The organism is Sphingobacterium gobiense, assembly GCF_002980575.1.
GTDB classification, from domain to species: domain Bacteria; phylum Bacteroidota; class Bacteroidia; order Sphingobacteriales; family Sphingobacteriaceae; genus Sphingobacterium; species Sphingobacterium gobiense.
On sequence record NZ_PVBS01000001.1, the window covers coordinates 1372337 to 1386694 of the forward strand.

The 14358-nt window shown below is 37.0% G+C and carries 14 protein-coding genes; 6 read left to right on the forward strand and 8 right to left on the reverse strand.

The window, feature by feature from the left end; genetic code table 11:
* Positions 1 to 143: 143 nt before the first annotated feature.
* From C5749_RS05910 to C5749_RS05935, 6 genes are all read right to left on the reverse strand, one after another.
* Entirely contained in the window at positions 144 to 2165 is a 2022-nt protein-coding gene (locus C5749_RS05910) for a transglutaminase-like domain-containing protein (protein ID WP_105723897.1), read from the reverse strand.
* A gap of 75 nt (positions 2166 to 2240) precedes the next feature.
* On the reverse strand, positions 2241 to 3251 hold the full coding sequence (locus tag C5749_RS05915; RefSeq protein WP_181151292.1) for a BF3164 family lipoprotein: 1011 nt from the start codon (positions 3249 to 3251) through the stop codon (positions 2241 to 2243).
* 71 nt (positions 3252 to 3322) lie between these two features.
* Positions 3323 to 3559, reverse strand: coding sequence for an NVEALA domain-containing protein (locus C5749_RS05920; protein ID WP_105723901.1), 237 nt, complete (start codon positions 3557 to 3559; stop codon positions 3323 to 3325).
* A 235-nt stretch (positions 3560 to 3794) separates the two neighbouring features.
* Entirely contained in the window at positions 3795 to 4373 is a 579-nt protein-coding gene (locus tag C5749_RS05925) for a hypothetical protein (protein WP_105723903.1), read from the reverse strand.
* A 12-nt stretch (positions 4374 to 4385) separates the two neighbouring features.
* Entirely contained in the window at positions 4386 to 5429 is a 1044-nt protein-coding gene (locus C5749_RS05930; protein ID WP_105723905.1) for a BF3164 family lipoprotein, read from the reverse strand.
* A complete protein-coding gene (locus C5749_RS05935; protein WP_105723907.1) occupies positions 5426 to 5641 on the reverse strand; it encodes an NVEALA domain-containing protein in 216 nt (71 codons plus the stop codon). Before C5749_RS05935 ends, C5749_RS05930 begins: the two co-directional genes overlap by 4 nt.
* Positions 5642 to 5834: 193 nt before the next feature.
* Between C5749_RS05935 and C5749_RS05940 the strand changes: the two genes are divergently transcribed.
* Positions 5835 to 7211, forward strand: a complete 1377-nt coding sequence (locus tag C5749_RS05940) for a sensor histidine kinase (protein WP_105723909.1) — start codon at positions 5835 to 5837, stop codon at positions 7209 to 7211.
* A complete protein-coding gene (locus C5749_RS05945) occupies positions 7201 to 7881 on the forward strand; it encodes a response regulator transcription factor (protein ID WP_105723911.1) in 681 nt (226 codons plus the stop codon). Before C5749_RS05940 ends, C5749_RS05945 begins: the two co-directional genes overlap by 11 nt.
* Positions 7882 to 8784: 903 nt before the next feature.
* Here C5749_RS05945 and C5749_RS05955 read toward each other — a convergent pair.
* Entirely contained in the window at positions 8785 to 9585 is an 801-nt protein-coding gene (locus C5749_RS05955; RefSeq protein WP_245893634.1) for a penicillin-binding transpeptidase domain-containing protein, read from the reverse strand.
* 252 nt (positions 9586 to 9837) lie between these two features.
* Between C5749_RS05955 and C5749_RS19725 the strand changes: the two genes are divergently transcribed.
* The 4 genes from C5749_RS19725 to C5749_RS05975 are packed head-to-tail and all read left to right on the forward strand — an operon-like array spanning position 9838 to position 12803.
* Positions 9838 to 10974, forward strand: a complete 1137-nt coding sequence (locus tag C5749_RS19725; RefSeq protein WP_219847905.1) for an ASCH domain-containing protein — start codon at positions 9838 to 9840, stop codon at positions 10972 to 10974.
* Between the two features lie 5 nt (positions 10975 to 10979).
* Complete coding sequence (locus C5749_RS05965; RefSeq protein WP_105723915.1) at positions 10980 to 11783, forward strand: GNAT family N-acetyltransferase; 804 nt, start codon at positions 10980 to 10982, stop codon at positions 11781 to 11783.
* Positions 11776 to 12270, forward strand: a complete 495-nt coding sequence (locus C5749_RS05970; protein ID WP_105723917.1) for a GNAT family N-acetyltransferase — start codon at positions 11776 to 11778, stop codon at positions 12268 to 12270. Before C5749_RS05965 ends, C5749_RS05970 begins: the two co-directional genes overlap by 8 nt.
* 8 nt (positions 12271 to 12278) lie before the next feature.
* Complete coding sequence (locus C5749_RS05975; RefSeq protein ID WP_105723919.1) at positions 12279 to 12803, forward strand: GNAT family N-acetyltransferase; 525 nt, start codon at positions 12279 to 12281, stop codon at positions 12801 to 12803.
* Positions 12804 to 12920: 117 nt separating this feature from the next.
* Here C5749_RS05975 and C5749_RS05980 read toward each other — a convergent pair whose 3' ends face one another.
* A complete protein-coding gene (locus C5749_RS05980; protein WP_105723920.1) occupies positions 12921 to 14354 on the reverse strand; it encodes a hypothetical protein in 1434 nt (477 codons plus the stop codon).
* Positions 14355 to 14358: the final 4 nt, after the last annotated feature.

Consider the following 14358-nt stretch of genomic DNA (forward strand, 5'->3'; position numbering starts at 1 on the left):
ATAAAGCAAAGTGCTTGATCTTTAGAAAAAAAAAGAACGACTCAATCCTTACTCAATTCTTGTGTAGTTAGCTTAACTGGGCGGTATTTTCCTTGTCTGCTCTACTTTTTCAGTCACACAAAAGAAATCTATATGTCAAAATCCTACCAAAAATATTGCTTCTCTTGATGATATGAGAATATACGTTCTTCGACTCCACGAGAGATATTTTTCAATAAATACAACGAATTTTTAGGTCCGACAAACTCTAGTGATTTATAATCTATTCCCTTCCTTATCCCTAATGACACCCACTTGCTATCCCAATAAAATAATTCGTAGGTATCACCAGGTAAAACATCATTAGTATCATTACGAGGACAAATTCTTATTTCCTTTAATTGAAACGGATCTTTCAAATCAATCACGAAATAATTCGGTCCCTCTTCGCTACTTTCGTAAAAAGTATTTCTATCATTATCGAAAAGCATCTCAGTTGACTTGTTGTACCCCCCCATATTTCCTGAAACCTTTCCTTTTAATTTTGTCTCTTTTCCGCTGATTAATCCAATAAATTCCAGTTCAGCAATACTGATTTTTTGGGACGGCTCAAACTGACAAATAATATATCTTGACTCCTGCAGATTGTCCAATGGAAACCGCGTCATTTTAAGAATTAAACTGTCTAAGGTCATTATTTGGACGGAGTCAGAAAGGTCTGCTTTATTCGCGACAGAAAACCTTATACCCTGACTTCGCCTAGCGTTTGAGATATTATGAATTGACAGGCGATATTTTCGATCGAGGTTAAGTGCTATTTGTTCATCCGAAGGAGAAAAATGGTGAGTTTCACCTTGCATATCCAACAAAAAAGGAGAACCGGCAGGCACCATATAATCTCCATTATAGTAGCATGGCAGGTAGACGATATTTTTCCCTACATTCTTAAATTCGGCGTAGCCGTTATTAGTGAGGCTCCAATCGACTGCTTGCCATTCGTCTGGGCTAAATACGGTTAGATATACCGTCTTTTTTTCTGAGTTGTTTAATTGTAGTCTAATTGACGCTGTCTCTAGATATTCACTTGTTACGTCTTTTAACCTATCATTCCGAAAAAAATCTGGTATCGGCTCGTCATAGTCAGCCAATGCCGCTAAACTTTTAGGGTTAACAGCGAAACCTAGTCGAAAAACTTTAGGAACGGTCTTATTGTAAATGATTTGGTTATTGGGAGAATCATATTTTTCTCCCACATAACTCGATCCGGTAATTATGTGCCGCGTGTCACGATATTTATTTTCATTCGTAATTAACTCGGTAGGGTTATTTTTATCAGCTATGACAGCGTAAAAGTAATGTCGAGCGCTTACATTACCCCAATGAGGAACTATTTCAAAGGCAGTCGGAATGCCAAGAGCTCGCATAATTTCAACTCTTAATGTAGTTGCTTCGTAACATGTTCCAACTCTGCCGTTAAAGATATTTTCAAATGTCATGGGGAATAAGAAGGGATAGCGAGCGCCTAGAACGCCGTCTTCTTTAAACCACAAGTGAATATCATCTTTTATACGTTTTGCCACTTCGTGAGGATCGGAGATTGAACGTATAGAGTCCACTAATGGTTTATATTCTTCCAAGAAGATTCTTTTGCTGTGTGGTGAATAAGCATCGGTGACCCGGTATGGCAACACATACTCTTTAAAATCCTCGAAATCAACCTTTTTTGACCAAGGAAAATTTTGTCTAGTATAGAAAGCAAACTCTATATTTTCTTGGATCTGCTCTTGTGAAAGATATGAAATATCTTCAATTAGTCGAGAACCTACAGTAACAGAGCGTTGTCTTTCAGCTTCAAAAATACTATCCAACACTCTTGTATAAAGTTCTTTCTCAGGCTTTCTCTTACCTTCTTTTTTTTTTCCATTACGATCTAGCTCGCTTTGCAGTGCAATTTTTTTTAGATAATCGAAATACGGTTGTCGCCCCTGGTTTTCGTCATCTTCTAGATGTTTTAGACCTTCTATATTATTCAATATATAGCGTGCTGCCTCTAACCTCAGGCTGTCATCCTTATAGTACTCAATAATTCCTGCCTTGGTACTTTCGAAGTATCTCGTTTTATCATTTACACAGGAAATAAATAAAAAAATGGACAAAAAGATTACGCTTATCGGTGTTGATTTCATCTTATCAAAATTTTAGACACATTCTACTTCCTTTTATATAGACATTTTATAAACCACTCATCCACTATAGTTTTATTATAATTCATAACTCACAACTATAGGTTCGGGATTATGAGCGATCGCTTTAAGGTTATTTCCCTCAATACGTATATCCAATACCTTCCTATCTAACTCATAAATATGAATCAAATTTCCATCGAAATCGAACTGATATACATACTTTCCGTAAGTAGCTATGGCGTCAGGATCGGACACCTCTCCTGCATACAGCGCAAAAACATTTTGTTCCGTGACATCCACTGATATAAATCCTTCTACACCTTTGTTATGAATATTCCTTCCATTCTTTACAGTATAATCTAATTCATCTTTTACAAATTCCCATTTCTTTACAATGGTATCTGTTTCTAAATTATAAAACTCTACTACTCCAGCGTGAAATATAACGTTAGCTAACCATTTCCTATCCGGCGACAATTGACTTTTACCTATATTTGCCTGAGCATGCAAAACCTTAGAAAAATTTTTGTTTTCCTGTGGACGATATTCTGCTCCGTAATATATCAATTCTAGGGAATCATTCATTATTGCAAACTTCCCATCTGGGAAAAAGCCTGTAGCAACGTACCCTCTATTTGTTTTATACAATTCGTTTATTGAGTAAGATACGTTAACATTTCTATCAAGAACTGGATTGAGATTAGCTTGGTTTGTAAAAATACTATCGGTAGCATATGAACGGTATCTTTTGGTATTAACGTCAAAAATTCCAAACAGATTCCGTCCTTGGTCGGAGAATATGTCTAGATTTGATAAAGACACCACTTCGTCTGGCCCGCCACCGGTATTTAAAAAAGAAAATAACGTCGAATCTCTAAACGAATCCACGACACTGATTAATCCATTCTCTCCAAAAAAGTCATATACGAAAAGATAATCCTTGTAAAGCTCCATATCAACAGGAAGCCCTACGAAAAAAGTTAAACTATCATTTGCTTGTATGTTCGTGTAGACGCCGGTTTCCAAGTCGTTTCCTCGGCACGAGATTAATAGAAAAACCAGAAATCCCCAAAAAAGTTGTTTCATATTAAAAAATTTAAAGAGCCTCTTATATAAGTATATAAGAGGCATGATAACGGTATAATATTATATTTTAATTAGTCCGCACATATATACCCGTGACGATCGCCATTGGTGGTGATACAAAGGTAGTTTAACTTTACTTTACAGTTTCGTTGGCAATTGCCACTATTCTCATTCAGTGCTAAGGCCTCTACATTCGCAAGGCTAAATGCCGACAAACCATTTTCAGCTTCATTATTGATATTTACGTTAATCGCGGCAACTGCTGCAATCACAACGGCAACTATACCGCCTAATAATTTTTTTTTCATTTTTTTGATTTTTAAATGAGCTTTATAAACAAGCTCGTTTTTACAATTATAAGGCGTGTCCAATGCGCCCTTACTTAATCTACTCTTTCAACAGCCAATCCTTTTATAGGATATTATTGCTAATTCTTATCTTTGCCTCCGTACCTCCTTTCTTTTTAAGGTGGGATAGCAGGCGGACAGGCTGCATTTTTTTTCTGAGAGGGTAGCCTGCCGCCTTACTTTTCCCAATTTTATTTCATTTGTGGGTTGTTATTGTAGTTTTATAAAGATCCCATAACTTAGGACTTAGTGTTGGGTTGCCAATGGCTACTACCTTATTTTCCGCATTCAATAGAAAACACTGATATTCCATTTCTTCCGCAAACTGATTACTTTTTTTCAATGTACCGGATTGATCTATAAACACCACTTGCTCCAGTCGGTCTCGACGTAATAAATGCGCCAATTCCTTACGGTTTTTCGGTTGAAAGTAAAACGCAAATTCTACCTGTCCCGGGGCTATCGAATCCATTTCCTGCATATAGTGCTTCCATAGCGTAAGATTAAGCTTACAACTTGTACAACCAATGGAATCTGTGTAGACCAACATTTTAAAGGGCTTACTTTGGCATGGAGGACAGAGCGTATCCGTTCCCATATACCAGCAATCTACCTCCTCTGGAAAAATAATTTCCTTCCCCATTCGTTCCTTAACGATTTTTTCTGCAGAATTTCGCCTACTATCCTGACAACCTATAACCGACAATAGGGAAAAAAAAATACCTACACCCCACGTTCTAAAGTTCCTCATCAATTCGCTGTAATTAGCTCTCATTTCTTTCTATTATTAATCGAGGTTAAAAGCATACTCCACGATGGGTTGATTACTATTTACGTCCAACCCTATCACAACACCACTTTCTTCGTCTATATGAAATCCAGTGATACATCTGTCCAACAGATATTGCCGCACGGGATTTCCTTTAAGATCAAATACATGCACAAAACGTCCGCCTTCCTGATGATCGTCTGGACGTTTCCGCACATCATCGAATGTATTGCCCCAAAATAGGGCATATATATGCTCCTCGCCTACGTGTATGTCGCTATATCCCATAATACCCGTCGGTACTGCATAACCTCCTCTATTCACAAAGTGGGGTGTACCATACTCTTGCCCTATCACTTTGATGACTCGTTCTCTTTTTATATCATAGATTTCCAATACCTGCCCTAGCTGGGTGGCCATACCCAAAATACCGTTATGGGAGTTATAACTAATGAAGGAACGCCATGCCTGCGCCAATACCATAGCATTCATTTTTTTAGTAGATGATGGAATGTGAAAGGCATGTCTCAAGATATCCCCCCCGGAGCTCACGAATGATATACGATGCTGCCCCGTATAATCTGGTACAATAAAAACTGAATCATTTAGTCTATCAAAGTCCAGCGCTCGGACAAGCTCCTTATCTAAATCTATTTGAACTGGCTGTTCGTCGGTCTGTTTTGCTAGTTTGACAATTTTATTTTTGTTGGCATCGAGCGCCCATACATCGCCATATTCGTCTATCCGAATATTCTCTGCGCTTAAAAATTCTGATGGTGCCTCACCACGACGAGCGAAGCTTTGTTTATGTCGCATGGTCTTGTAATCAAATGTGTGAATATAGTCTACAGCCGGATGTATGTCTATTACCGCTAGGATATCATCATTCAGCCGCAGTCGGAACGGATATTTAAGATACACACTATCCTTTATAGCTTTTTCCGTCGCGTGCAATGAAACGGTTTCGGGAAATACCACGGCCTCTGCGGTGGCAACGGCAGTACAAGAGGTCATGGTACAACCCAAGCCCATTAGTAAAACAACAGAAAAAATCGCTTTCATTCTACATATAGTACTTTATCTCCGCTATAAGGGCAATCGACACTCCCAAAAAACCGACAGTTTCCATTCCCTGTTTCCCCCCGCGCTAGTGCCTCGATATTTGTCAGAGCGATACTGATTTTTTTAGGTTGATCGTGTATATATTTTATCTGCACGTTTAACCCTATGCCAATCGCGACGCAACAGATCAATACAGTTAAATACTTCTTCATAATTTTTTGATATTATTACGTTTGTTATACTTGGCGCTAAAGTAATGGCCTAAACAAAAGAAAACGATTTTTCTGGCCTCTCAATTCTGACGCAATTCTGACGTAGAGAAAACGAAACTAAAATATTCATGTCACGCATTCGAGAAAATCTCTTTTCATATTCACTTAAAAGCTGTAAATTCACGAATCAGACATGCAACTAAACGCAAAACACATCCGAATAATAACTATCGTAATTCTGTTCTCTATTCTCGGAGGACAGGCGATATGGGTATACAACTTATATACAGCTCAGTACCGTTTGGTAACCCAAGTTAAAGATGAAGCGTTGCAAAACGCGATCCTGCGTGAATATACTTACCGCCACGAAAAGATGGGAGGCACAATTGTCTCTAGTCCACGATTTCGGGGAAGTGATACATCTCGTTATATTACTAAGACAATACAGTTAATCGACACCTCTTTTCAAGTACAATTTGATCGGTACGATCCTTACAGCGATGTAAAAGTCAGCCAATTCATCCTAAAAGATCACCTTCCCGTCAATGTCATTATGCTAGACAGTATCTTTAACCAAGAATTTTCTCTCAGTGGTATAACAGCGGCGTCGACGTATATTGAGTATATTGACGTGAAAAACAATAAAGTGCTTCAACGGTCCAATGACAAGAATAAACCTGGAGAATATACAGCATCCGAATTAATCATCATCGATATCTTCGATACGCTGGGTGTCAAGGGATATATACAAATATCAACATCCGCTATTGTAAAAACGATGACTTTCCAGCTTATTCTCACGGCGTTACTGATTATCATTTGCAGCTTCTTTCTGACAATTATCATCCGAACATTTTTCTTAAAAGAAAAAAAGGAACAGATGCGACAGGATTCGGTCAGCACAATGACGCATGAATTTAAACGTCCTATATCTGTTGCTGTAGCACAGATAGCGTTAATCCCGCACTATCTAGAAACGGGCAATAGGGATAAAGTTCAACAATATGCTCAACAAAGTCTATTGGAATTGCAAAAGCTCAATAAATACACCGAACGCATACAAAAGCTAAGCAACAATAAACGAGAAACGATCAACCTCAACAAACAAAACATCAACCTAATAGATTTTTTCACTCTGTTCATAGAAAAATATGAAGCTGGGGACGAGGAGTCGGTAAAAATAAATCTTTCTATAAAAACGGCACAAACCACACTGTATGCCGATCTACTCCACTTTTCCAATATCATGGATAACCTTGTCGAAAATGCTATTAAATATTCAAAAGATAGTGTACAAATCGACATCCATATTTCTGATGAAGGAGGCAAACTAAGGATAAATGTAAAGGATGATGGGCTAGGTATCTCCGAAAAAGACCTGCCCCATATCTTTCAGAAATTTTATCGCAGTGAGAAAAAAAATATACAACAGAAAACCGGATTCGGATTAGGGCTTACTTATGTGAAGACCTTGGTAGAAGCACACGCTGGTGATATAGAAGTTGAAAGTAAATTAAGCCTGGGAACGAAATTTACCGTATCTTTCCCTTTACAAAACAATGCGGAATAAAATTTTAATCATAGAGGACGATAGAGAACTTGCTCTTGCTTTAAAGGGTTTCTTTGAAGAAAATACACTACAGGTTTGGCATGCAACCTCGGGAGAAGAAGGTTTAACATTATATTATACAGAGAAACCAGACCTGATTGTACTCGATGTAATGTTGCCACTTAAATCTGGATTTGATGTGATTACAGAAATCCGGGATAAAGATATCAACACTCCTATCATCATGATGACCGGGTCAGAGTACGATGAAAACAGCCAAGTAAAGGGCTTTATACACGGTGCGATCAACTATCTGCAAAAACCAATTCTCCCCCAAGTCTTATTAGCGCAGATTAAGAACATACTCTCTGTGCCACAAGATCTTACACAATATCAAATTGGTGGAATTACTATACGTTTACACGCACAGTACGCTGAGTTTAATACGAAGTCACATCAGCTCAGAGAGAAGGACATCCAATTGTTGAATTTGTTACTACAACGGAAACAGCAAGTAGTATATCGACCTTTTATACTCAAACAAATTTGGAAGGATGATCATCCGGATAAAAACAATTTACTGGACGGCTCCATATCGCGGGTTAGAAGTTTACTTAAAGATTACCCCTCCATACATATCAAAACAGTCTACGGAGGAGGGTATCGGTTAGAAGAGAGATCGCCTTGGTAGATTTAATGTTTCTGCTATGTTGGAAAACGATCAAACGAAGGTGTTGTGATTGCTTTCATTCTTTGAATTACTGATATTCGATACAACAAACCTAAACTTGTTTCGCCGTGAAATCACAATATTTCGCTTTCGCAATCGAATAAGGGAGACAACTTAAGGAAGTAGTTTCGTAACTTGATTGTGAAACTTTGAAGAAAACCGGACTGCCATTCCGATACAAAGTGGTTCTTTCCCACTTTTTTCGGAATATTCACTTAATATGGGTGTGTATCGGGTCGGAGTATGTAAATGAGTGCATCTACAAGTTCTCCGATATTGTATCCTTTCTAGTCAGTATCCATCTCGGTCGTTCTTTCGGATTATACGCTTCTGTTTTTTTTCGTTAACATAGGTGCGGGTGATAGAACGTCCGTTCACCTTCTCAATGAACCGAATCGTCTTATTTCCGCTAGCAGATAGCATTCGTCCGCACGGTTTTATTGTGCGATTTGTAATAAACATGGCGAGAGGAATCATGGAGCATAGGAGAAAAAATCCCTTGTATTTTTTACGTAGCTTTCCTTTGAAAATAAAAAACCACGATAGTATCAAAGCACTAACATAAACAATGTTGACAGCAATAAATACGGCGTCTACATAGGAATCTGAAATAAAGGAATAAGTTGGATACCTATAAAATTCCATGTAGAACATCCCTTTTAGCAAAACAGGATAATAATAGATACCACTTATTACAAAAACTAAAGTTGGGAAGGAAACGAGTGCTATTCCAGTCCATGTCAATATCGAGCTCTGTCTTGGTGTCATACAGAACTAAGTAATAAAAAAGGACTATAATGAGAATAATTCACAAATAACAAAGTATCAAACTTACTTACTTATCAAATACCGCATCAATCGATGTTAAAACACACCGATTTCTTTAAGAGCATTTCTTGTTATATCAATTCGGCATTTTTGAAAATCAGGTCTCTTATCTTCCTTATCTTTAGTAATCCGAGTTGAAAAAAAATAGACATTATCATTCTTCTCAACATAACCAACCCACCACCCAACATCTTGTTGATTTTGTGAACCCCAACCCGTTTTCGCCCGAAGAACATACTCGTCATTTTTCTCATTAATCATCACTCGCTTTAAGATTTCAATGTTTCTCTGAGAAAAGGGTGTCTTACCTTCATATACCTTCACTAAAAATTCTATCTGATTACGTGGCGATATGGCCAATGGCCCAAAATTCCAAAAATCTGCTTTATCATTAACATGTCGGTTGCCATAACCACAGGCTTCAAGATAATGAAGATACTTTTCTCTACCTATCTTTTTAGCCAACTCCATAAACACCCAACCTGCAGAAACCTCAAATGCCTCTTTCACGGTCATATCTTTGTATGTGGATGGACGATGCATATATAAGTCTTCATTTATCTGTCCTATCCATTTTACAGTATCAAGTTCGTCAGATATAACTCCTGTTTCTAACGCAATCAACAAATTGATAATCTTAAAAGTTGAAGCAGGAACTTTTTGTATTGACGATTCAGTACTATCACTCATGATCCAGTTTTGATTTTTATAATCATAAATGGTAATGCTTCCCTCGAAACCACAGTCCGCAAAATATTGTTTTAAGTTAGTTTGACCAAATGCACTTGATACAAATAGAAATGTAAAGAAAAGGCCGTACATTGTTCTTATTACCATCCAAATATCCTCCGTTTTAAAATTTAGCAAGTGAATTTACTCAATATCTCTAATAAATTGTACGATATTATTAAATGACACACTGCATTCCGTAAATGCCCGATGCGAGAACAAGGCAGGCCAAAAGCGGTGGGGTCAAGATTACTTAAGAAAATGGCTTGATGAGAATACAGCCGTGAATTTATCATTTGAGGAAATCTGGAATGTAAGAGAACAATGTATCTTTGACTTATCAACAAAAAAATATAATCGGTGAAAATTAGGGAGCTTAAATTATATACAAATAAAATAGCGGAACAAAAGCATTTTTTTGAAACCACATTAGGCTTTACTGTCTATCAAGAAGATAATGATACATTTTGGCTACAGTTAGGTTGGACGAAGTTTTACTTTCAGCGTAGCATGGAGGACTATAAGTATCACTATTGTTTTCTGATTCCTGCAAATAAGTTGTTGGAGGCGATGCAATGGCTGTCACCCAAAGTGGATATCATAGCTGCAGAAGGAGAAGAAAAGGTGGTGTTTTTCGATACTTGGAACACCCATTCTTTTTATTTCTACGATGCTGCCGGAAATATTGCAGAATGTATTGTACGTCATGACTTACAAAACCATTCGAATAAGCAATTTAGCATTGAAGATTTTCTCTGTGTTAATGAGATTGGTATAGGCACGGATAATATTTCAAAAACAAACCAGCAACTTGAAGATAGTTTAGGAACTATTTTTTGGAAAGGTGACAAGGAAAGGTTTGCCGCTAATGGTTCGCAGGAAGGATTATTTTTGATGCCAAATTATCTTGTAAAAGAAACATGGTTCCCAACTAAAATTCTCATTAAACCAAATCCGCTTACGGGAATTATCGAAAATGAGGGTAAATCCTATAATGTTCATTTTACAGATGGCAAAGTTAAAGTACACATGGAGGTTGATGTAATCGAGGCTTTTTGGAATAAATTTCAAGACCAAAATTCAGAACATACGCAGGTAGAAATTCCGCCGTCCTATTACTTTTGTGATAACCAAAAGGATGCAGACGAATGTGCCGAACTTGTACAAAAAGGTATTAAACAGGCTACTACACACTCTTTATCTGGATTGCAAATCAACGAAGAAAAACTACCTGCGATCGGAGACTTAGCTATCGTGACCGGTTGGGATGGAACTCCCAAGGCAATTATTAAAACCATTAAAGTGGAAATAGTTCAATTTAAAGATATTACGCCGGAATATGCTTTCATAGAAGGTGAAGGTGATAAAAGCTTAGGTTATTGGCAAGAAGTCCATTGGGCTTACTATACACGCGAATTGAGCGAGCTTAATTTGAAGCCAACTATCGACATGGAACTTGTCTGCGAATACTTTGAGACGATTTGGCCGAAAATTTAAAAAGCATGGATATACACCCACTCACGCTCCAAGATTTGCCTTTAACTCGTCATCTCCAACCAGAAGGATGGGGTGACATTACCATTTACTTCATAGAATACTGTCTTCAATCTTTTTGTAGGCCTGTTAAAGTTGTTTTTGAAAAAAAAATCATCGGTGTTGGAGCTCTAATATTACACCAAGATTCAGCTTGGTTGGGTCATATCATCGTAGATGAATCGTACCGTGGTCGTGGGATCGGTTTCAAAATCGTAAAACATTTAATAGACTTGGCGGCCAAAAATGGGGCCATGTCGATCAGTTTGATTGCGACAGATCTCGGTTCCCCAGTTTATAAGAAAGCTGGATTTAAAACTGTTGGTGCTTATCAATTTTTTAAGAGGGAACATGTATGGTCAGAAAGATCTTTATCGGATCAATTGTTATCAGCAACACCAGCACAATACGAGCAAATTCTTGAATTAGATCAACAAATTAATGGTGAAGTCCGAAGAAAGCTGATCGACGGTCATCTTAACCGGGCGATAATTTTTAAAGAGGGAGAACGAGTTGAAGGATATTATTTTCCACAACTCGGACAAGGACCGATTTATGCAATAACCGAACGTGCGGGCCTAGCATTGATGGAACTCAAATATAGCACGACAGATACAGCTGTTATACCTAAGGATAACACCATTGGGAATGCTTTTCTGAAAGATAATGGGTTTTTGCCACAAGATTTTACAGCTATACGAATGGTTTATGGGGCAGAAATCCAATGGTTTCCGAAGCAAATCTATAGTCGAATCGGAGGAAACTATGGATAGAATAGACTTGCAATTTCAAACTGTCGAGTTACTGTCACCCGATGTGAAACGGCAAATTATGGAACTTTGGAATCTTGAGTATCCAGCTAAATTGGTTCATGCTGATCTAACAGCATTCGAAAAATATCTCCATGCATTGGAAAAACCAACACATATTCTTGTCAGGTTGAATGATAGAATAGTTGGTTGGGCGACAAAATTTTACAGAGATCAAAGTAGATGGTTTGCTATAATACTGTCCAATTCTATTCATGGACAGCATATTGGTTCAATACTGATGAAGCAAATTAAAGCCAATGAATCCTTGCTGTATGGCTGGGTTATTGACCATGACAAGGATATTAAAGCTAACGGTAAGCAATACATATCGCCCTTGAATTTTTATCTAAAACAGGGCTTTACAGTCATTGAAGATGAACGTTTGGAGCTTGCAACGTTATCCGCCGTCAAAATAGTTTGGTTTGAACAGGAATATAATATAGAATAGCAATACGTATGAAAATATATGCAGAAACAGAGCGCTTGATTTTAAGGGAAATACTTCCGACGGATGTTGATGCCATGTTTGAACTGGATTCCGACCCAGATGTACATAGATATTTAGGCAACAACCCTGTGGACGATAAAGATCAAATTTACCGCGCTATAGAATTCATTAGGAATCAATATGTTAAATTTGGAATCGGTAGATGGGCGATTGTCGACAAACAGACGAATCAATTTATCGGATGGTCAGGTCTTAAATATGTTACTGATGAGACAAATGGGCATACAAACTATTATGATCTTGGGTATAGATTGATCAAGCGATATTGGGGAAACGGTATCGCTACTGAAGCAGCTTTAGCTTCTATTGAATACGGTTTTAAGATACTTGGGTTAAACGAAATCTATGCTATTGCAGACCAAGAAAACGATGGGTCAAATAGAATTTTGAGAAAGGTTGGATTTACCTTCATTGAAGCTTTTGAATTGGATGGTATACGGCTTAATTGGTATAGAATACAGAAACAGCTATGAATGTCTATAACGGAGGTCACCGGGCCAGCTATTCTAGTAGAAAAATTGCCCAACTGTCAGATTAAGTCTTAACTTTTACAGCTCAACCAAAATACTATATAAGGAAATATCTTAATTCTATGTGTAGGGGATGATATATGTCAATCGAGGCGACAGTTTATTCTCTTCTAGGTCTAAAATAACCACACCGAAATCACATAGCTTAGCATAACTCTCCCCTTCTTTATTCATCAAATCTAAAGCCATTTTAGAAAAGTCCCGATCGCTCTCCCATTTAAATAAAGTAAAAATACGTTGTAGCAGAGACTCCACTTCAGTATAAAAATAAAACTCTGAATAGTTATGAGATCTTCTAAAAAAAGCCAAAGTAAATCTTTTGTTTTCAACATCTTGCAAAACACTTACATCTGTAAAAAAATCAAAATGTAATCGAGGTAATGTGCCTGAAAAGGCTTGGCCATCTCCTATCTGATGTTCTGAAAAATCAAATCTATTTTCACAATTTCGGACTAGGTCCAAAATCACTCCCAATATATTTTCAGAATCAGTCTCTAATGAGCATCTTGACTCCAATGAATCTATCATCTCATAAGGTGATATTACTTTTGTACGTATGTTAAATTTATGGTATAGAACATTTGTTTTGGTTAAAAGATTTTTATCAGCAACTACGAAATAATCACAATGAGCCGCATAAAAAGAATGTTGAGCATCTGTATAAATATTCATGGCAGTATCTGATGGTTTTGGGAGTTTATCAGCTTTATATCCCAATAAATCTAATATGTTATAACATGCGGTAAAATATACCAAGCGGTCAGGTTTTTCATTCCTAAGCTCAAACACATAATCGACAAATGCTAAAAAATCTTTATTAAATCCTGATTCTTTTAAAAAGGCATCCACATTTGCCATAACTTCGGATACATCCCAATTACCAGAATTTTTATCAAGAACAAAACCCTGTTCTGAGATAGAGTTACGAAGATTTTTATAGTACAATCTATCTGTTATCAAAGATAGCAACATATTTCCGCTTTGTTTCATTAAATCCCAATGGTTCGAATTAACAGTTAAGTCAGGAAACATGGTATTAACAATTTTCTTGTTATCCTCCGTTATGTCTAAACCAGATGGAATGGTTGCGAGAATCTTTTTTAAACTAGAAAATATCGACTTAAAAGAAATTAAACCACTTTCTTCCAGACCCTTATCTAGATCATTAAACAATTTATTGATATCGAACATTGGAGTTATATCTAGATCTCTATCGTAAGATTCAAAATAGTCTTTTGGGGTACAAAATTTGGGTTGGACAAAATTATCTTCCCAATGGAGTAAATGTTTGTTAGATAACCATTCTAAATTTTTCAAATCGGTCTGAAAATACACATTGTTCATAGAATAGCTTTTCATTAAATCTGAAAAATGTGCCGCACTATAAGGAAAAAGAAACCTGTGCTTATTTTCTTCTATAAATGCTTTTAATCTTGAAAACTCAGGTTGCTTCAAATAGCTTATAATACTCCAGTCTAAATAAATTCTGATCATAAAT

What these genes read in the sequence shown, in the direction of transcription:
- C5749_RS05940 (WP_105723909.1), top strand. Translation starts at nt 5,835, where the DNA reads ATGCAACTAAACGCAAAACACATCCGAATAATAACTATCGTAATTCTG.
- C5749_RS05970 (WP_105723917.1), top strand. Translation starts at nt 11,776, where the DNA reads ATGGATAGAATAGACTTGCAATTTCAAACTGTCGAGTTACTGTCACCC.
- C5749_RS05980 (WP_105723920.1), bottom strand. Translation starts at nt 14,354, where the DNA reads ATGATCAGAATTTATTTAGACTGGAGTATTATAAGCTATTTGAAGCAA.
- C5749_RS05955 (WP_245893634.1), bottom strand. Translation starts at nt 9,585, where the DNA reads ATGGTAATAAGAACAATGTACGGCCTTTTCTTTACATTTCTATTTGTA.
- C5749_RS05925 (WP_105723903.1), bottom strand. Translation starts at nt 4,373, where the DNA reads ATGAGAGCTAATTACAGCGAATTGATGAGGAACTTTAGAACGTGGGGT.
- C5749_RS05930 (WP_105723905.1), bottom strand. Translation starts at nt 5,429, where the DNA reads ATGAAAGCGATTTTTTCTGTTGTTTTACTAATGGGCTTGGGTTGTACC.
- C5749_RS05945 (WP_105723911.1), top strand. Translation starts at nt 7,201, where the DNA reads ATGCGGAATAAAATTTTAATCATAGAGGACGATAGAGAACTTGCTCTT.
- C5749_RS05935 (WP_105723907.1), bottom strand. Translation starts at nt 5,641, where the DNA reads ATGAAGAAGTATTTAACTGTATTGATCTGTTGCGTCGCGATTGGCATA.
- C5749_RS05920 (WP_105723901.1), bottom strand. Translation starts at nt 3,559, where the DNA reads ATGAAAAAAAAATTATTAGGCGGTATAGTTGCCGTTGTGATTGCAGCA.
- C5749_RS05915 (WP_181151292.1), bottom strand. Translation starts at nt 3,251, where the DNA reads ATGAAACAACTTTTTTGGGGATTTCTGGTTTTTCTATTAATCTCGTGC.
- C5749_RS05965 (WP_105723915.1), top strand. Translation starts at nt 10,980, where the DNA reads ATGGATATACACCCACTCACGCTCCAAGATTTGCCTTTAACTCGTCAT.
- C5749_RS05975 (WP_105723919.1), top strand. Translation starts at nt 12,279, where the DNA reads ATGAAAATATATGCAGAAACAGAGCGCTTGATTTTAAGGGAAATACTT.
- C5749_RS05910 (WP_105723897.1), bottom strand. Translation starts at nt 2,165, where the DNA reads ATGAAATCAACACCGATAAGCGTAATCTTTTTGTCCATTTTTTTATTT.